At 57.9% G+C, this 19,015-nt stretch carries 18 protein-coding genes and 1 pseudogene; 7 read left to right on the plus strand and 12 right to left on the minus strand.

The window, feature by feature from the left end; genetic code table 11:
- Window positions 1–20 precede the first annotated feature (20 nt).
- From ttcA to PSJ8397_RS05635, 7 genes are all read left to right on the plus strand, one after another.
- Complete coding sequence (gene ttcA / locus PSJ8397_RS05605) at window positions 21–857, plus strand: tRNA 2-thiocytidine(32) synthetase TtcA (protein WP_085863618.1); 837 nt, start codon at window positions 21–23, stop codon at window positions 855–857.
- Window positions 858–968: 111 nt separating this feature from the next.
- Window positions 969–2,465 carry a bifunctional diguanylate cyclase/phosphodiesterase gene (locus PSJ8397_RS05610; RefSeq protein ID WP_085863619.1) on the plus strand — a complete coding sequence of 499 codons (1,497 nt, stop codon included), beginning with the start codon at window positions 969–971 and terminating at the stop codon, window positions 2,463–2,465.
- Between the two features lie 114 nt (window positions 2,466–2,579).
- Entirely contained in the window at window positions 2,580–4,364 is a 1,785-nt protein-coding gene (gene yidC, locus PSJ8397_RS05615) for a membrane protein insertase YidC (RefSeq protein ID WP_085863620.1), read from the plus strand.
- A gap of 86 nt (window positions 4,365–4,450) precedes the next feature.
- On the plus strand, window positions 4,451–5,101 hold the full coding sequence (gene yihA, locus PSJ8397_RS05620) for a ribosome biogenesis GTP-binding protein YihA/YsxC (protein WP_085864261.1): 651 nt from the start codon (window positions 4,451–4,453) through the stop codon (window positions 5,099–5,101).
- Window positions 5,102–5,130: 29 nt separating this feature from the next.
- The gene (gene argB, locus PSJ8397_RS05625) at window positions 5,131–5,997 is read left to right on the plus strand and encodes an acetylglutamate kinase (protein WP_085863621.1); all 867 of its coding nucleotides are present in this window, start codon (window positions 5,131–5,133) and stop codon (window positions 5,995–5,997) included.
- A complete protein-coding gene (locus tag PSJ8397_RS05630; RefSeq protein ID WP_085863622.1) occupies window positions 5,994–6,614 on the plus strand; it encodes a ferredoxin in 621 nt (206 codons plus the stop codon). The genes argB and PSJ8397_RS05630 overlap by 4 nt, the downstream gene beginning before the upstream one ends.
- Complete coding sequence (locus PSJ8397_RS05635; RefSeq protein WP_085863623.1) at window positions 6,611–7,120, plus strand: SixA phosphatase family protein; 510 nt, start codon at window positions 6,611–6,613, stop codon at window positions 7,118–7,120. The genes PSJ8397_RS05630 and PSJ8397_RS05635 overlap by 4 nt, the downstream gene beginning before the upstream one ends.
- 25 nt (window positions 7,121–7,145) lie before the next feature.
- On the opposite strand, the gene PSJ8397_RS05640 is transcribed toward PSJ8397_RS05635, so the two are convergent.
- The 12 genes and pseudogenes from PSJ8397_RS05640 to rpsM form a co-directional block, all read right to left on the minus strand.
- Complete coding sequence (locus PSJ8397_RS05640; RefSeq protein ID WP_085863624.1) at window positions 7,146–7,937, minus strand: amino acid ABC transporter ATP-binding protein; 792 nt, start codon at window positions 7,935–7,937, stop codon at window positions 7,146–7,148.
- 11 nt (window positions 7,938–7,948) lie between these two features.
- Window positions 7,949–8,590 (minus strand): annotated as a pseudogene (locus PSJ8397_RS17170) (amino acid ABC transporter permease); the annotation flags it as partial.
- A gap of 1,729 nt (window positions 8,591–10,319) precedes the next feature.
- Window positions 10,320–11,552 (minus strand): amino acid ABC transporter permease, encoded by a 1,233-nt coding sequence (locus PSJ8397_RS05650; protein WP_085863626.1) that lies wholly within the window; start codon window positions 11,550–11,552, stop codon window positions 10,320–10,322.
- 155 nt (window positions 11,553–11,707) lie between these two features.
- Entirely contained in the window at window positions 11,708–12,724 is a 1,017-nt protein-coding gene (locus PSJ8397_RS05655) for an amino acid ABC transporter substrate-binding protein (protein WP_085863627.1), read from the minus strand.
- Window positions 12,725–12,936: 212 nt separating this feature from the next.
- Window positions 12,937–13,659: an ATP12 family chaperone protein gene (locus PSJ8397_RS05660; protein WP_085863628.1), complete on the minus strand. Its 723-nt coding sequence runs from the start codon at window positions 13,657–13,659 to the stop codon at window positions 12,937–12,939.
- Window positions 13,656–14,696 (minus strand): RluA family pseudouridine synthase, encoded by a 1,041-nt coding sequence (locus PSJ8397_RS05665; protein WP_085863629.1) that lies wholly within the window; start codon window positions 14,694–14,696, stop codon window positions 13,656–13,658. Before PSJ8397_RS05665 ends, PSJ8397_RS05660 begins: the two co-directional genes overlap by 4 nt.
- Window positions 14,693–15,067, minus strand: coding sequence for a fluoride efflux transporter CrcB (gene crcB, locus PSJ8397_RS05670; protein WP_085863630.1), 375 nt, complete (start codon window positions 15,065–15,067; stop codon window positions 14,693–14,695). The genes PSJ8397_RS05665 and crcB overlap by 4 nt, the downstream gene beginning before the upstream one ends.
- 30 nt (window positions 15,068–15,097) lie before the next feature.
- Window positions 15,098–16,414, minus strand: coding sequence for a replication-associated recombination protein A (locus tag PSJ8397_RS05675; protein WP_085863631.1), 1,317 nt, complete (start codon window positions 16,412–16,414; stop codon window positions 15,098–15,100).
- A gap of 89 nt (window positions 16,415–16,503) precedes the next feature.
- Entirely contained in the window at window positions 16,504–16,920 is a 417-nt protein-coding gene (gene rplQ, locus PSJ8397_RS05680) for a 50S ribosomal protein L17 (RefSeq protein WP_085863632.1), read from the minus strand.
- A 155-nt stretch (window positions 16,921–17,075) separates the two neighbouring features.
- Window positions 17,076–18,092 carry a DNA-directed RNA polymerase subunit alpha gene (locus tag PSJ8397_RS05685; protein ID WP_085864262.1) on the minus strand — a complete coding sequence of 339 codons (1,017 nt, stop codon included), beginning with the start codon at window positions 18,090–18,092 and terminating at the stop codon, window positions 17,076–17,078.
- Window positions 18,093–18,204: 112 nt separating this feature from the next.
- Window positions 18,205–18,597 carry a 30S ribosomal protein S11 gene (gene rpsK, locus PSJ8397_RS05690; protein WP_085863633.1) on the minus strand — a complete coding sequence of 131 codons (393 nt, stop codon included), beginning with the start codon at window positions 18,595–18,597 and terminating at the stop codon, window positions 18,205–18,207.
- A 15-nt stretch (window positions 18,598–18,612) separates the two neighbouring features.
- Window positions 18,613–18,981: a 30S ribosomal protein S13 gene (gene rpsM, locus PSJ8397_RS05695; protein ID WP_085863634.1), complete on the minus strand. Its 369-nt coding sequence runs from the start codon at window positions 18,979–18,981 to the stop codon at window positions 18,613–18,615.
- Window positions 18,982–19,015: the final 34 nt, after the last annotated feature.

Genomic DNA, 19,015 nt, shown 5'->3' on the forward strand with positions numbered 1-19,015 from the left:
CAGACACGTATTTGGGGCCCATGTTAGATGATGCAGACGACATTCACCCACTCTTTTACGGCGCGCCCAAAACGACGGAGTTCAAAAAACTCCGTAAGCGGATCGTGCAAAATACCCGTGAGGCCATCGACCAATACGGCATGATTGAGGACGGTGAGACACGGCCCAAGTGGTTGGTCTGTTTGTCGGGTGGAAAGGACAGCTACACCCTGCTCGCTGTGCTTTATGAATTGCAATGGCGTGGCCTGCTGCCTGTGGATTTGTTGGCGTGTAACCTCGATCAAGGACAGCCGAACTTTCCGGCCACGGTGTTGCCCAAGTTCCTTGAGGACATGGGTGTGCCGCACCGAATCGAATATCAGGACACGTATTCCATCGTGATGGATAAGGTCCCTGAAGGCCGCACATTCTGTGCGCTGTGTTCGCGGTTGCGGCGCGGCAATCTTTACAGAATTGCGCGGGAGGAAGGCTGTTCCGCCGTCGTGCTGGGCCACCACCGCGACGACATTCTCGAAACCTTTATGATGAATATGTTCCATGGGTCGCGCCTTGCGACAATGCCGCCGAAACTGGTTAACGAGGAGGGCGATCTGTTCGTCTATCGACCCCTGGCGCATGTGGCCGAAGTTGACTGCGAAAAGTTCAGTACATCAATGGGTTACCCGATCATTCCGTGTGATCTGTGCGGGTCGCAAGACGGGCTGCAACGCCAGCAAGTCAAAGCGATGCTGGATCAATGGGAACGCAACGCGCCGGGACGTCGGCAAAAGATGTTCCGGTCTTTGATGAACACGCGCCCCTCCCATCTTTTGGACCAGTCGATCTTCGATTTCAAAGGGTTAACACGACGCTCGTAAAGTGTGGTGTTTGGAAAAGACGCCGGTTGTTCATTAACCGGACCGTAAGATAGGCGGTGTAGCCCACTCTTTGACCAGATCTTCTGCACGATCTGTAAGGATGAGGCTGCTATGACAAAACCAAATGCGAAAATCGCCCGCAGGCAGGGCTGGATCATCGGGGCGGCTGGCTGCGGATTCAGTCTCGGGGCGATTTTGATCGTGTTGGGCCCCGCTGGCATCCTGACGGTGTTGATGCTGCTGCCCGCGATCGGTGCTGTCTCGCTCGCACGTCGACGTCTTAGTCAAAGCAGGCAACAGACCCTCACAACGCGAGAGGTCGTCACGGCGCGGCTGTCCCTGTCTCTTGGGGTTATTGAATACCCGACAACCGCCCTTTTGGTTGAGATCGACGATCATCACCGCCTTGAAGAAGTGTATGGCCGCGATGTCGTGGAACGCGCGATTGAGATGACGCGATCGGTCATCGAAGAAAACCTGACCGATTCTGATTTGACCGTTCATCTTGATGGCGCTTTGTTTGCCTCCGTTTTGGCCCCGCAAGGTCCCTTGGATACTGAAACGATGCTCAACACCTGTACGCGCATCCAGCACGCGTTGGGGCTTTTGTCACAGACAAGCGATCTGCCCCTCCACCTGACCGCGTCCATCGGGTTTGTGACATCCAACAAATTGGCGCGTCCCACAGCGGAAAGCCTGATGCAGGCCGCATTCTCCGCTCTGTCGGAGGCGCGCCGACGTGCCCCCGGTGCGGTACGCGCCTATTCCGAGGCGATCTCCGCAAAGCGGGCGGCACAACAACGGGTCGCCCGTGACGCCCGTCAGGCCTTTGAAAAGGGCGAAATCTTTGCCTATTTCCAACCTCAACTGAACGTCGAAACCGGTCAACTCTCTGGATTCGAAGCTTTGACACGATGGCATCATCCCGTGAATGGCATCCTGTCCCCAGCCGAATTTTTGCCAACATTCGAACAGGCGGGCCTCATGCCGCGCTTGGGCGAAACGATGATCAAAAAGTCCCTTCAGGCACTCACATTTTGGGATAAATCCGGTCTTGATGTACCTCGCATCGGTATCAACTTTTCAACGAGCGAGTTGAGCAATCCGAGGCTGGTTGAACAGATTGCCATGTATCTTGATGTCAGCAATATCTCCCCAGAGCGCCTCAATATCGAAGTGCTTGAAACCGTGATTGCACAGGAAGCGGACGACATCATCATCGGCAACCTCGCCGCCTTGGCCGATCTGGGGTGTGGGGTTGATCTTGATGATTTCGGAACAGGCTACGCGTCGATCACCAACATCCGGCGGTTCAGTGTCGGCCGGATCAAAATTGACCGGTCGTTCGTGTCCGGTATCGATTCCGATGATGAGCAGCGGCGCATGGTCGAGGCGATCCTGACCATGGCGTCCAGATTGGGCGTAAGAACTTTGGCAGAGGGCGTCGAAACCCGCGCAGAGCGCGAGACCCTGACGCAAATGGCCTGCGACGACATCCAAGGTTTTCAGATCGCCCGTCCCATGCCGGTTGAAGAAACTGTGGAATGGGCAAATGCATATTTCACCCGCACGTTGGAGCCCATCACCATATCCCGTCGTGCCAGTTAGCTGAGAAACATGCGACTAAACCATTCCCAATCAAATCAGGGCAAAAACCCTTGACCTTTCGGCCCCTGACCTGTTGAACCACCCTGATATTTACCCAAGATCCAGGCGGCTCTCATGGACGATCAGAACAAGAACCTACTTCTTGCAACAGCACTCAGTTTCCTCGTGATTTTGGTGTGGTTTGTGTTGTTCCCTCCGCCTCCCGTTGAAGACGCTGTCGCACCAGATGAGATCGTAGCAGCGGATGGCACGACCCTTCAGATTGACGCCGATGCCCCCACAGATGTGCCAACAGCATCGCTTTTGGCCCCCCAATCTGTCGAAGATGCCGCCAGCGAAACCGCCCGGGTGACAATTGACAGCCCTAGCCTGATCGGGTCCTTGTCGCTGACAGGCGGGCGCATTGATGACCTGCAGTTGAAAAACTACCGTGAGACATTGGACGAGGGTGCAGACCTGGTCCGTTTGCTTGCTCCAATTGGCACCGCGGCACCCTACTACGCTTTGCATGGGTGGGTGCCCTCCGTCGGCGCGACATCCGACCAGGTTCCCGGACCGTCCACCGAGTGGTCGATTGAATCTGGCGAAATCCTGTCCCCTGGCGCTGATCTTGTCTTGAGATGGGACAACGGCGCGGGCCTGATTTTCCGCAAAACCTATGCTGTCGACGAAGACTTTCTGTTCACGGTGACCCAAACCGTTGAAAACACCACCGGCGCGGACGTCGCGTTGCGCCCCTACGGCTTGGTCGCTCGTCATGGTGAACCCTATCAGATTGGTTTTTTCATTCAGCACGAAGGCGTTGTGCGGATGTCTGATGGGTCCATGGAAGAAATCAACTACGACGACATGCCGGACCTCACCACCGAAGAGGGTCGGATCGAAGTCGAAGAAAACGGCTGGATCGGCTTTTCCGATCAATACTGGATGACCGCACTGATCCCGACCCCGGGCCGCGACTTCCGGTCAACGGCCCGATTTGCCAACGACATTTACCAGATTGAAACGGTCTACCCCATGGTTACCGTTCCAGCGGGTGCCACTGCGGATGCAAGTTCCCAGTTCTTCGCAGGCGCCCAGGAATGGGAAGTCATCCGCACGTACCAAAACGATCTGGGTATCGACCGTTTCCTCGACAGTATTGACTGGGGCTGGTTCTTCTTTCTCACCAAGCCGATCTTCGCTGTGCTGCATTGGCTGAATGGCTTTATTGGCAACATGGGCTGGGCAATCATTGGCCTGACCCTGATCATCAAAGCGTTGTTGCTGCCACTGGCGTACAAGTCCTACGTCTCCATGGCGAAGATGCGCGAACTCCAACCTGAGATGGAAAAGCTGAAGGAGTCCGCAGGGGATGACCGCGAAAAACTCCAGAAAGGCATGATGGAGCTTTACCGGAAGAATAAGGTGAACCCTGCGTCTGGGTGCTTGCCGATCTTGATGCAAATCCCGATCTTTTTCTCCCTCTACAAGGTGATTTTTGTGACGATTGAATTGCGTCACGCCCCGTGGGTCGGCTGGATCAATGACCTGAGCGCGCCAGATCCGTCGTCGATCTTCAACATGTTCGGCCTGTTTCCATGGGACGCGCCAGCCCCCGACAGCATTCTGTCGCTTGTGTTCATCGGGATCATGCCAATTGCGCTGGGCATTTCAATGTTCCTGCAGCAAAAGCTGAACCCAGCACCCACTGATCCAACCCAAAAGATGATCTTTGCGTGGATGCCTTGGGTGTTCATGTTCATGCTGGGTGGTTTTGCAAGCGGGCTGGTGCTGTACTGGATTGCGAACAACACGATCACCTTCATCCAACAGTACGCCATCATGCGCAGCCAAGGATATAAACCCGACATCTTTGGGAACATCACTGGCAGATCCCGCGAGGCCAAAAAGGACTAATGCGACCGCCCTGCGGGGCGGCATTTGAACAGAAATCAGGCCGGTCCTTGATCAGGACCGGCCTGCGCCACATCAAGGGCTTCTCCATGCAACTTCCATTTCCTGCTGCCGAACAGCCAGACGACATCACCCGTGAGGCGGGGCGCAAGATGTTTGCAGGCGAAACCGAATTTCTAAAGGGCGTCGTTGCGATGAACGGGTTGCCGGAGGCCACGCGGCCTGAGGTGTGTTTTGCTGGCCGGTCAAACGTTGGTAAATCCAGCCTGATCAATGCCCTTACGGGACGCAAAGGTTTGGCGCGGGCATCCAACACGCCCGGCCGCACGCAGGAGATCAACTATTTCACCGTCGGCGAAAGCCACTTTTTGGTCGACTTGCCAGGATACGGCTTTGCGAATGCGCCGTTGGCTGTTGTCGAAAAGTGGCAACGTCTCCTCAAGTCATATCTGCGGGGCCGCGCGACGTTGCGCCGTGCGTTTGTGCTGGTGGATGCGCGCCACGGGATCAAAGCCGTGGACGAAGAAATCATGGCACTTCTCAGCTCAGCGGCTGTGACGTTCCAATGCGTGCTCACAAAGACCGACAAGCTGAAAAAGGGTGACCTTGACCGCGTGTTGGCGCAAGTCCGCGAAAAACTGTCCAAACATCCGGCCGCCTATCCGGAGCTTGTCCTGACGTCCTCTGAAAAAGGTGACGGGATTGAAACGTTGCGCGCAATCATTGCGGGGATAGACTAGGGCTTACGCACGCCCCTCAAAGGCCAGACATGAGAAAGCAAGACATGAACCGCGATTGGATCGCCACCGCCGCCACCCTCAGCGCGGCCCTGCCCTATTTGCAACGGTACAACGATGCAGTCGTCGTCATCAAACTGGGCGGCCATGCGATGTCCTCGGACCAAGCAATGGAAGATTTCGCCCGCGATGTGGTGCTGATGCGGCAGGTCGGCGTGAACCCCGTGATCGTTCACGGCGGTGGGCCGATGATCAATGAGATGTTGGACAGGCTCGCCATCACATCCGATTTCGTGAACGGCAAACGGGTCACCGATCAAGCCACGGTTGAGGTGGTCGAGATGGTGCTGTCGGGCCGTGTGAACAAGTGGATCGTCAACGCGATCAACCAGCAGGGTGGACGGGCGGCAGGGCTGTCAGGCAAGGACGCCAATTTGATGGTCTGCGATCAGGACGCGCCCGAGCTGGGCCTTGTGGGCACCCCTGCTGAGGTCGACACCCATGTGCTGACCAAACTGTTTGAGGCCAATATCATCCCCGTCATCGCCCCCTTGGGCACCGGCCGTCAGGGTGAGACATTGAACGTGAACGGTGATACGGCGGCTGGCGCTGTGGCTGCGGCCCTCAAGGCGGATCGTTTGCTGTTGTTGACAGATGTGCCCGGGGTGATGGACGCGGACAAAACGGTGCTGACGGATCTGACAACGCAACAGGTTCAGGACATGACACGCGATGGCGTGATCGCGGGCGGCATGATCCCCAAAACCCAAACCTGCCTTGATGCCCTGGCCGGTGGGGTGCGCGCCGCTGTGATCCTTGATGGTCGGGCACCCAATGCGTGCCTGTTAGAATTGTTCACCGATCACGGGGCGGGGTCCATCATTCGGGCCGCACGGTGACGCTGGATGACATCGCCACAGCCGCGGCTGAGTGGCAACTGACCCCTTTGGGGGCATTGTATGAAGCGGGCCAAACAATCGTTCTGTTGGGCCCGAAGGAGCCGGGATTTTGGCGCTTTGTCACCCAGTCTGCGGCTTTCACCTCTGCTAAGGCCGACCCCTTGGATTCATGGTCAACCAAGGCAATTACGGCTTTGGCGACGCAGACCGGCAGCGTGGCGGTCTTTCCTTTTGGTGGCCCCCCGTTTCATCCGTTCATCACATGGGCGCTGCGCAGCGGGGCCGCATGGCAAAGCCCTGTCGGCCTGTTGGTCCACCCAGACGCGGGGCTATTGGTATCCTATCGCGGGGCGCTTGTGTTCGAGGGGGCGTTGGCCCTGCCCCCTGCGGGCACCCGGCCCTGCGACACCTGCGCAGGTCAACCCTGCCGCACGGCCTGTCCAGTGACAGCGTTGGACGGGCAAAGCTATGACGTGCCAAAATGCAAGGCGCACATTGATGTCAGCCCCACCTGCCAAGCGGCCTGCCAAGTGCGCATGGCCTGTCCCATCAGCCAATCATACGGGCGTGATCCGGCGCAAACCGCGTACCATATGAAGGTGTTTCATTCCCCATGACCAAACGTCTGATCCTAATCCGCCATGCAAAATCCAGTTGGGACAGCCCATCGGACGATCATGCGCGTCCCTTGAATGACCGCGGACGGAAGGCGTGCAAAGACTTAGGACATTGGTTGTCTGGGCGCGGGCATGTGCCGGACGCTGTATTCTGCAGTGATGCCGCCCGGACAGTCGAAACGACGGACCGCATTGTTGCGGCGATGGATTGCACGCCGGACGTCACCTACCTGAACCGGCTGTATCATGCGACCCCAGAAACGTTGATGGACGTCGTGAAGAGCGCGAATGGATCCTGCGCCGCCATCATCGCGCACAATCCTGGGATTGCCTATTTTGCCGAACAGATCGTGACGGGCTCTCCGGAACATCCACAGTTCTTCAATTACCCCACGGGCGCGATATTGGTGTGTGATCTGCCCATAACAAACTGGGCCGACGCAACATCTGCATCGGCCCAGCTGATTGATTTTGTCGTCCCAAAGGATCTGTCAGGCGGCGGCTAAAATTCCGGAATTTTAGCGTCCCGCGTCAGTGGCCGAGGATCTGGCTCAGGAACAGTTTGGTCCGGTCGGATTGCGGGTTGTTGAAGAACTCTTCCGGTTCGTTCTGTTCCACAATCTGGCCCGCATCCATAAAGATCACGCGGTTTGCGACCTGACGGGCAAAGCCCATTTCATGGGTCACGCACAGCATTGTCATGCCTTCTTCCGCAAGCTCGATCATGGTGTCGAGGACTTCCTTGATCATCTCAGGGTCAAGCGCAGACGTCGGTTCATCGAACAACATGATCCGTGGCTTCATGCACAACGACCGGGCGATGGCCACACGTTGCTGCTGACCACCAGACAACTGGCCTGGATATTTGTCGGCCTGTTCTGGGATTTTCACCTTTTCAAGGTAATGCATCGCCGTCTCTTCGGCTTCCTTTTTGGGCGTTTTGCGCACCCAGATCGGGGCCAAGGTACAATTCTCAAGGATCGTCAGGTGCGGAAACAGGTTGAAGTGCTGAAAGCACATGCCGACCTCTGACCGGATTTTGTCGATGTTCTTGAGGTCCGACGACAGTTCGGTCCCGTCGACGATGATCTGCCCCGCCTGATGTTCCTCAAGACGGTTGATGCAGCGGATCAACGTGGATTTACCGGAGCCAGACGGCCCGCAAATCACGATCCGTTCGCCACGGTTCACAGTCAGATTGATATCACGCAGAACGTGGAACGTACCGTACCACTTGTTCATGTCGTTGATCTGGATGGCGACCTCATCAGAGACCGTCATGTTGCTGCGATCGATTTCGCGGTTTGTTGCGAGTTCAGACATTTCAGGTCTCCTTAACGGTGCTCACGCTGGAGCTTTCTTTCGAGGTAGAGGGAATAACGGCCCATGCCGAAGCAGAAGATGAAGAACAGCGCGCCGATAAAGACGAACAGTTCCCAATAGATGCCGTTCCAATCGGTGTCCGCGCGGATTGCGTTGGACAGGCCAATCGGGTCAAGCAAGCCGATGAAGACCACAAGAACGGTATCTTTGAACAGGCCGATAAACGTGTTCACGATGCCCGGGATGGAGATCTTCAGCGCCTGCGGCAGCACAATCAACTGCATGGATTGCCAGTAGCTGAGGCCAAGGCTGTCCGCGCCTTCGTACTGCCCTGTGGGAAGTGCTGCGAGACCGCCGCGGATGACTTCCGCGATGTAGGCCGCCGAGAACAGCGTCACCATGATGATCACACGCAGCATCAAGTCAAAATTCGTACCCGGAGGCAGGAAGTAGTTGAGAAGAAGCGACGCGGTGAACAGCCAGACAATCAACGGCACGCCGCGGATCACCTCAATAAAGGCCACACAAATCTTGTTCACAAAGAACAGATGCGACTGACGGCCAAGGGCCAGCAGAATACCAAGAGGCAGCGAAAGCACGATGCCCGCGATGCCGATGATCAGCGCCAACATGAACCCACCGATCTGGCGGCTGTCGATGGGGCGCAGGCCCACGCGGCCAAGTTCGGCATAGGTATCACGGATGGACGCCCCGACGCTGAGTTCCTGATTACGCGCGCCAAGGTAGGCGTTCAGGGCCGCGGCATCCTCGGATGTGGCATCCTCCGGCAGCTGGTTGACGTCGATCATGTTGCGATAGGCGCTTGGCACGGCGTCGCGCAATTCTTGTGTGGTGGCCCGCAACTCCGGCAGGCTGTTCTCACGTTCCGTCAAGGAATTCAGCGCCGTCAGAAAACCGCGGTTTTCGGTCTGCTGAGACGAGATGCGGAAGTTATCTTGCGCAATCGTCGTCGCCTCATCGCGCAGCTGTGTCAGCTGGGCCATGTTGGCGACCAGTGCCGCTTGTGGCGCCTCAAGATCAGATGCATTGGCTGCAATGATCTTGTCTTTGATACCATCAAGGGTGTCGACGTCGCTTTGCACCAACGCCGATGCCGTCGCGATGTCCGCCCGTAGGGCAGCCAGATCACTGGCGGAGGCATCCGCAGTCAGACCAGTTGCAAGGTCAATCAGATCGCCCAAGGAATCGGTCAGATCAGATTTTGCGACCAGCGCATCGATGTCCTCGGTGATGGAGGCATCTGCCTGGGTCGCACCAGCCGCCAACAAAGCGGCAACATCAGCCGGATCGGCGGTGTTGCTTTCGATATCGTTCAGCGCATCGCCCAGGAACTTGTTCACATCCGCGATCAGCCCGTCAATTGACGCTGCTGCCGCTTCGGCATCCGCCAAGTCGGCCTCACTGTCGCTGGCCGCTTCAGGAACACCGCCCCATTCAGACAAGATATCTTCAATCTGGCCGATGCTTTCTTCCGCACCATTAAGGAGCTGAACAGCGTCCTCCTTCGGCTCAATCTGCTGATCAATCGCGAATTCCTCAATGCGGATTTCGGTCATCTCAACCAGCAAGGCGTTTTTGGTTTCGACGGCTGCGGCGATTTCGGAAGCTTTTGCTTCGGCGTCGGCCTCAAGCGCTGCGATTTGCACCGGCAGGTCTTCGGCCTGTTGGTTCAGAGACGCCACTGTGTCCTCCAGACGGCCTGCGCCAACCATGCGGTTCAGGCTGTCGTCGATGGGGCCCATCAGGGCGCCCCACCAGACCAAGGCCGCCACAAGTGCACCGAGGTTGGCTACAATTGGTCCCGACACTTTGCTCAGGATTTTGTAGGCGACGAAGGCCGCAACAAACCCAAGGAGCGCCAAAATAGGCGTCCAGACCGCACCGCCCCAGATGAGCCAGGTGGCCAGGAAGGGATAAACGACCGTAAACCAGATCAACTGGCCCGGCACCCGTTCAGCGAACAGCACGGGGGCCAGCGCCACGAAGAACAGAACGAAGGCCAGAATAGGCCGCCAGTACAGCTCCGGCGGGTAGAACCCGAACAGGATCTGCAACCAACGGTCTTCGATCACCGCCCAGCAGGCCCCGTCGTGGCTGTCCTTGTAGAAACTGAACAGAACCTCACGGCATTCGGTCAGCGACCCCGCGTTCCAGACGCCGCCAAAAGCCCATGGCAGCACGAGTGCAAGCGCCCAATAGATGACGAACAAGGAAATCACGGTCAGCAAGATGTTGACCCAACCTGAAAACAGGTTTTCGCGGATCCATTTGATCACGCCGCGTTCTGTGACGGGTGGCTCTTGCTCACTCAACATGGTTTCGCGGACGTAGGAGACGGATTGTGCGTGTGTTTCGCTCATATCAACGCTCCTGCAGCTGAGTGCGGTTGTTGTAGACGTTCATCACCGCTGAGATCAGCAGGCTGAGGACAAGGTAGAAGGCGCCCAACAGCAACATCCCCTCAAGCTCACGGCCTGTTTGGTTGATGGTGATGCCACCAAGGGTGGACCGGACGTCCATATAGCCCACCGCAATTGCCAGCGACGAGTTCTTGGTCAGGTTCAGGTACTGGGAAATCAGCGGCGGAATGATGACGCGCATGGCCTGCGGCAAGATCACGAGGTTCATCGTGCGATTGGGGCGCAGGCCCAATGCGGATGCGGCCTCGGACTGGCCTTTGGAAATGGCGAGGATACCCGCACGGACGATTTCAGCGATAAACGCGCCTGTGTACAGCGACAACGCCAGCCACAGCGCGATCAGAGAGTTCCGCAAATGGATGCCGTCGGTGAAGTTGAACCCGCGAATGTAGGGGTACTGCATTGTGGCGCCCATCAGCACCAGCACAAGACCGGCTGGTATGATCAACAGACCCAGTTGCTGCCACCACGTCGTGGGGCGGTCACCGGTGGCTTCCTGAATCGCGTCGGCGCGGCGGCGCACCACGCGGATGACCAACAGAGACGCCACGAGAACGACAATCACAGCCAGCCAATTCATCGCAGCACTGGCGAACCAGCCGCTCTCAAACACGACGCCGGGCACATAGACGCCGCGGTTTGTCACCGCGACGGTTTCGCCCAGGATCATGGACGCGTCACCGCCGACCTTGAAATCACGCGGTTGCGGCATGCCCTCGGTCATCAGCGCGAAGATGGCGATGATCCACAGCAGCAACGGCACGTTACGGAAGCCTTCGACGTAGACGGCCATCAATTTGTTGACGATCCAGTTTTTGGACAGACGCAGAACCCCTGCAATCACGCCCAGAATGGTCGCCAGAATGCAGCCCAAAAAGGCCACGAGAATGGTGTTCAGAATGCCCACAATGGCTGCTTGGCCGTGGGTCGATTGGGAAGAATATTCCACCAGTCGTTGGTTGATGTCGTAGCCCGCAGGCTGGGACAAAAACCCGAAATCGAAATCTTTGCCCAAGGCGGACAAGTTTTGGATGGTGTTGTTCACCAACCAGTAAAGACCCAAAATCACAAGGATCATCGCTATCACTTGGATGGTGATCGACCTGTAACGGGTATCATAAAGAAGCTGACTAAGCCGGAAACCGGCTTTCGGTGGATCGGTTAGCGTTGTCATACGCGAACTCCCTGTCCCTGTCGGGTTGTCCAAAGTCCTCATCCATGCGGTTGGCCCGCGAACGGCTTTGGGTTCTCGTTATTGGTGTGGTGGTGGTGTCGTCTATTGGTGAAAGGGCGCGATCCGAAGACCGCGCCCTTTGCGTCAGCTAAAACTTAGCGGAAAGGTGGGGAGTAGATCAGGCCACCTTCGGTCCACTGCGCGTTCAGACCGCGTGCCAGACCGATTGGCGTGTTCTCACCGATGTTCTTTTCGAACAGCTCACCGTAGTTGCCGCCCGCCATGATGGCGTTCTTGGCCCAGTCAGCGTCCAGACCCAGCATCGCGCCCAGTTCACCTTCGGTGCCCAGCAGACGGTTGATTTCTGGGTTGTTTGTGCCTGCGGACAGCTCTTCGATGTTCGCGGAGGTCACGTTCAGCTCTTCAGCTGTCACCAGTGCGTTCAGCGTCCAGCGGACAATGTCGCCCCATTCGTTGTCGCCGTGACGTACGAGTGGGCCCAGTGGCTCTTTGGAGACGATTTCTGGCAGCAGGACGTGGTCGCCTGGTGCTTCGAATGTGGCGCGTGTTGCGGCCAGACCGGAGGCGTCTGTTGTGTAGACGTCACAAGCGCCAGCAAGGTACTGCTGCTGAGCTTCGGCATTGGTTTCGATTGGCACGGGCTCATAGCTGATGTTGTTGGAACGGAAGTAATCCGCCAGGTTCAGCTCTGTCGTGGTGCCTGTCTGGATGCAGACAGTTGCGCCGTCCAGATCTTTTGCGGAGGACACACCGAGGTCACGTGGGACCATGAAGCCCTGACCGTCGTAGTAGTTCACGCCAACAAATTCGAACTTGAGGTCGACGTCACGGGAGAATGTCCACGTGGTGTTACGTGCCAGCATGTCGATTTCGCCGGAGGCCAGCGCGGTGAAGCGTGTCTGACCGGTTGTTGGAACGAATTCAACAGCCATCGGATCGCCAAGAACGGCAGCAGCCACAGCACGGCATACGCCAACGTCAAAACCGTCCCACACGCCGTTTGCGTCGGGTGCAGCAAAACCGGTCAAGCCAGTTGTCACACCGCAGTTCAGCGTACCGCGGGCTTTGACATCGTCAAGCGTCGCTGCACCAGCTGCACCGGCGGCCAGACCAGCAACGGTCATTGCACCGAGGAGTACAGATTTTTTCATAAGATACCTCTTCCTGAGTTTCCCCGCGTGAGTGTGCAGGGTTTTTTTGTTCTGCCCCTGATAAGATCAAAGACAGGTGTGATTTGTCGCAGGCAAGCCCGCGCAACGCACATAGAGTGGTTCGATTCATCCACAGAGGTCAAGAGGCGCGGCGGTGCTTTTGCAGCAAAACGTTAAGATCTTCGCCACGCCCGTCCAATATGGCGGCTCTTTCAGCCTTCTGCCGATGACGTGGTCAATTTGTAGAACGTCAACGCATGAACAAAGGCGGTGTGTTTGATCGCCGCGGCGGCCTCGGCCTCTTCGTCCGCACCCCATTGTTCTGCTTGCCAAATTTCGTCCAAACGGGACATGTTCCAGCCCTCATCGGCGCCCAGTCGCCCCTGTGCCACAGCCAGCCCGATGACCAAGGACCCTGAAAGCGCTATCAAATCGTGCAGCGCGGTCAGCTGAAAGGGTGACGCAAGGTAAAGTGGCGCGGACAGGGCCGAAAGCGCAGCTTGAGATTGATCCACCGGCATGATCCCAGACGTCGGCAGCAACCGCGCGCCAAAGGTTTCATGTGCCCAGTCAAGAAGCGGGTCCCAGGTGGCGGCCTGTCGCGCCACCAGCGGGTCGGGATGGGTGGCGCGGTAGCACAACAAATCGCTGCCACCGTAGGCCGCCAGCATGTCCGCCACCTCGGTGAACTGCGTCGCGACTTTGTCGATCGCGGCATTGGCGGACCGCGTGAAGGGCATGACGTTCGGGTCGATCCCGTCCTCCACCGCGCGCCATTCATCGGCCACCGCCTCTGCCAACGCCTCGGTCGGAACGATCAGCGCAGATTTGGCAGGTGTTTTGACAGGGCGCGTATCAAGCTGCACGGCGAACCCGCCGTCAGCGGGCACGACGTTCACGTCTGTCCAGAACCGCTTTGCGGCCCACGCGCTCATAGCAGGCCCTCGAACGGATTGTCCGGGGCGTGGTCTTCGGCCCAGCCGAACAATTCCCAAGAATGGGTCATATGCGGGGGCAAGCTGGCCTTGATAAAAAGGTCTTTGCCTGTGGTCGGATGTTCGATACGCAAGGACCGCGCGTGCAGATGCAACTTGCGCCCCACCTCCTCGCCCATGCCAGCGCCCCAGCCATCACCAAGGTTTTCCTGCTGCGAGCCGCCGTATTTGCCATCCCCGATGATCGGGTGGCCGATCTCACCCATGTGGGCGCGCAGCTGGTGGGTGCGACCTGTGATGGGCGTCAACGCCAACCAAGCGGTCCGATCGGCAAGGGACGTCAGCACGGTGTAATCGGTGTGCGCGCGCTTTGCGCCCTCAACGCTGTCCACTTCGCGCGGATGCACGCAGCGCATCTTTTCGTTCTCGCCCTTGCGGCCATGTCCGGGCATCTTCACCAGCCCGTATTTGACCGACCCCAATTTGGGGAGCGGCACGCCCGCAACCAAGGCCCAATAGATTTTTTCGGTGTTGCGATGACGAAACGCCTCAGTCAGTTTTTTGGCGGCCAAGCGCGTGCGGGCCAGAACCAAAACGCCGGAGGTGTCCTTGTCCAACCGGTGCACCAATCGCGGCTTTTCATCATAGCCAAACTTCAACGCCTCAGCGAGGCCATCCACGTGACGCGTTTGCTTGCTGCCGCCTTGTGTTGGCAGGCCCGCCGGTTTGTTCAGCACGATCACATCGTCGTCTTTGAAGATCACGCAGCCTTGGATCAGCTTGATGTCACTTGGCGAAATGTCGCGCGGGCGGTCATCGACTTGGTTCGGGTCAGGCAGCGGCGGGATGCGCACCTGTTGGCCGTCTTCCACACGGGTCGAGGATTTGACCCGTCCCCCCTCCACACGGATTTCGCCCTTGCGGCACATCTTTTCGATCTGCCCCTGTTTCACATGGGGAAACCGGCGCTTGAACCAACGATCGAGGCGCTGATCGCCCTCGCCCGTGGCCACATATGTCGTTTGAACCTTGCTCATCCCAGTACCCCACGCATGATCATGACACCTGCGATCAACGCCCCCAACGACAGCACCACGGACGCCCCCACATACACAGCCGCCAGACCGGGCGTGCCGCGTTCGAATAGCGTGTATGCCTCAAGCGAAAAGGCTGAAAACGTCGTGAAGCCGCCCAACACCCCTGTCATCAAAAATGGATTCATATGGCCCAGCATTTTCTGCCCCAAATAGACAACGAGAAGGCCCATAACGAAGGATCCGATGACGTTGGCCGTCAGGACACCCACGGGGAAGCCCTGGGATGGACGGTAAAGGGCCACGCCCACGCCGTAGCGGGCTGCGGCGCCGATGGCACCGCCTAAGGCGACTTGGATCACAGTTGGTATCATGGGCGCGTCATATTCCCGTGGTGGGCAGAGTCAACCGTTGCGCTTGGCCCGCAGTTTGGCGAAAAAATCGACCCGTTTCTTCAGTTCGCGCTCATAGCCGCGATCGACAGGCGTGTAATAGACACCCCGTTTCATGGTGTCAGGGAAGTAATTTTGGCCGCTGAACCCGTCTTCGGCGTCGTGATCGTAGGCATAACCATCGCCGTAGCCTTGGTCTTTCATCAGTGATGTCGGCGCGTTGAGGATGTGTTTGGGCGGGGGTTCTGACCCGGTCTTTTCTGCCGCGCGCATTGCGTTTTTGTAGGCTGCGTAGCCCGCGTTGGATTTGGGCGCGAGGGCGAGGTAGGTGACAGCCTGCGCCAGCGCCAATTCGCCTTCGGGGGAGCCAAGACGTTCATAGGTTTCCCAGGCATGCAGGCAGATGGTTTGGGCCTGTGGGTCGGCCAGACCGATGTCTTCGACGGACATGCGGGTGATCCGGCGGGCCAGAAAACGCGGGTCTTCGCCCCCCTTGAGCATGCGGGCAAACCAATAGAGGGCCGCGTCAGGGTCAGACCCGCGCACAGATTTGTGCAAGGCACTGATCAGGTTGTAATGCTCATCCCCGGACTTGTCGTATTTCGTGGCGCGGCGCATGAGGCGTGTGGTCAGCGCGTCGGTGTTGAGTTTGTCTTTCGTCCGCCAGGCCGCGACCTGCTCAATCAAGTTGAGCAACCCGCGCCCATCGCCGTCAGCCATCTCCAACAGAGCCTCACGGGCGTGGGCGTCGAGGGGGAGTTTACGGCCGAGTTCCTGTTCGGCCCGTTGGGCAAGACGTTCCAAATCCGCTAAAGAAAGCCGTTCCAGAACAAGGACTTGGGACCGGGACAGGACGGCCGCGTTGAGTTCAAAGGACGGGTTTTCGGTGGTCGCGCCGACCAGCAGGATGGTGCCGTCTTCCATATGGGGCAGGAATCCGTCTTGTTGCGCTTTGTTGAAACGGTGGATTTCGTCAACGAACAACAGGGTCCCGCGGCCGTTCTGTCGGCGCAGTTTGGCGGCCTCGAACACTTTGCGCAGCTCCGGCACGCCAGTGAAAATCGCGCTGATCTGGATGAAATGCAGGTCGGTTTCATCGGCCAATAGGCGGGCAATGGTGGTTTTACCCACGCCGGGCGGGCCCCAGAAAATAAGCGATGACAGTGAATTGGAGGCCAGCATCACACCCAGCGGCGCATCAGGGCCGAGGACCTGTTCCTGCCCGATCACATCAGCCAGCGTTCGCGGACGCAAGCGATCCGCCAACGGGCGCGGTGCCGTGGTGGGCAGATCCGCCGCAGCGGCGCCAGTGTCAAAAAGATCGGCCATGGGGGTAAGGTATGTTCGGGGTCGGGGCGTCGCAATGAAAAAGGCCCGCCTGCGAACAGACGGGCCTTTCTACGAATGAAATCAGACGTTTATTCAGCGGCTTCTTCGGCTGCAACGCGGGCTTTGTCAGCGGCACCTTTGGCATCCACGTCGCGATCGACGAATTCGATGATCGCCATTGGGGCCATGTCGCCATACCGGAAACCGGCCTTCATGATGCGGACATAGCCACCCTGACGTTCAGCATAACGGGGGCCGAGGACGTCGAACAATTTCGCGACATACTGGTCTTGTTTGAGCTGGGACGCGGCCTGACGGCGGGCGTGCAGATCGCCGCGTTTGGCCAGCGTGATCATCTTTTCGATGATCGGACGCAGTTCTTTTGCCTTGGGCAACGTTGTTTTGATTTGCTCATGTTCGATGAGCGAGCCGGCCATGTTGGCCCACAATGCCTTGCGGTGTTCGTGGGTGCGGTTCAGGCGGCGGTAACCTCGTGCGTGACGCATTTTGTAGTCTCCATTTTGTTTTAGGGTGGGCCTTGGCGATGCGTGTCGCGGGCTCCGTTATTGGGGCGGAATTGCCCAGGGTTTTGCCGAAATCGGCGGTATGGCTTGCGTATGGCAAGCGTATGGCTGGCGTATGGCTACGCCAGCCACATAGGTTAGAAGCTGTCTTCGAACTTCTTGGCCAAATCTTCGATATTGTCTGGCGGCCAGTCTTCGACGTCCATGCCAAGGTGCAGACCCATGCCGGACAGAACCTCTTTGATCTCGTTCAGGGACTTGCGGCCAAAGTTCGGCGTGCGCAGCATTTCTGCTTCGGTCTTCTGGATGAGATCGCCGATGTAGACGATATTGTCGTTCTTGAGGCAGTTTGCAGAGCGGACAGACAATTCCAACTCGTCCACTTTCTTCAGCAGCAGCGGGTTGAATTCCAGACCGTCGTCGTCCGAGGACGCCTGTGCGGATTCTGGTTCGTCGAAGTTCACGAAGATCGACAGCTGGTCCTGCAGGATGCGCGCGGCAAAGGCCACGGCGTCATCCGGCGTGATAGATCCGTCTGTTTCGACCTTCATGGTCAGTTTGTCATAGTCGAGAACCTGACCTTCGCGGGTCGGCTGCACGTCATAGCTGACTTTTTTGACGGGGGAATAAATCGCGTCGATGGCCATCATGCCGATGGGCGCATCTTCGGGCTTATTCTTGTCGGCAGAGACGTAGCCTTTGCCCGTGTTGACCGTCAGTTCCATGTAGAGATCTGCACCTTCGTCGAGGTGACAGATCACGTGGTCTTTGTTCAGCACTTCGATGCCTGCGGATTCGGAGATGTCGCCAGCGGTGACAACGCCTGGACCCTTCGCCTGCACCTGCAGACGCTTGGGGCCTTCGACTTCCATGCGGATCGCGACGCCTTTGAGGTTCAACACCACGTCAGTGACGTCTTCGCGCACACCTGAGATGGAGGAGAATTCGTGCAGGACGTTGTCGATCTGAACGGCTGTGATGGCAGCGCCCTGAAGGGAGCTCATCAGGATGCGGCGCAGGGCGTTGCCCAGCGTGAGGCCGAAGCCACGTTCAAGCGGTTCGGCAATGACTGTGGCCTGACGCATCGGGTCATTGCCCGGTTTGACGTCAAGTTGTGTTGGCTTGATCAGTTCAGCCCAGTTCTTGTGGATCATGTGTCCCTCCATTCCTGTTTGCCTTCATGTCCAAAAAGGCAAACGCCCGAGGTTGAAAATGACGAAATGGGGCCACGGAACATCCGTAGCCCCAAGGGGTATTTTGTGTCGCTTAGACGCGGCGGCGCTTTGGTGGGCGGCAGCCGTTGTGGGCCATGGGCGTCACGTCACGGATCGACGTGATGTTGAAGCCGACAGCAGCCAAGGCGCGCAGTGCGGATTCACGGCCGGAACCGGGGCCCTGCACTTCGACCTCAAGCGTTTTAACGCCATGTTCCTGAGCCTTCTTGCCCGCATCCTCAGCGGCCATCTGGGCCGCGTAAGGTGTGGATTTCCGGGAACCTTTGAAGCCCATGGTGCCAGCAGACGACCAGGAGATCGCGTTGCCCTGCACGTCAGAGATCAGGATTTTGGTGTTGTTGAAGCTGGAATTTACGTGTGCAACGCCAGCTGCGATGTTCTTGGAGACCTTCTTCTTGCCTCCGCGACGGGGATCACGTGCCATTGGTCGTACCCTCCCTTATTTCTTCTTACCGGCAATGGCCTTCGCGGGGCCTTTGCGGGTGCGTGCGTTGGTGGAGGTCCGCTGACCGCGAACGGGCAGGTTCCGGCGATGACGCAGGCCACGGTAGGACCCGAGGTCCATCATGCGCTTGATGTTCATCGTGACTTCGCGACGCAGGTCGCCTTCGACGGTGTAGTTTTCGTCGATGTGTTCACGGATTTTCAGGACTTCAGCGTCGGACAGTTCGTTCACACGACGGGTGTGATCGATGCCTACGGCGTCGCAGATGGCGACGGCGGAGGTGTTGCCGATACCGGTGATGTAGGTGAGGGCGATTGGAACCCGCTTTGCAGTCGGGATGTTTACGCCGGCAATACGTGCCACGTGTCTTTTCCTTTTCGTTGCGGGTCCGTAACGC

Source organism: Pseudooctadecabacter jejudonensis (genome assembly GCF_900172275.1).
Taxonomy (GTDB): domain Bacteria; phylum Pseudomonadota; class Alphaproteobacteria; order Rhodobacterales; family Rhodobacteraceae; genus Octadecabacter; species Octadecabacter jejudonensis.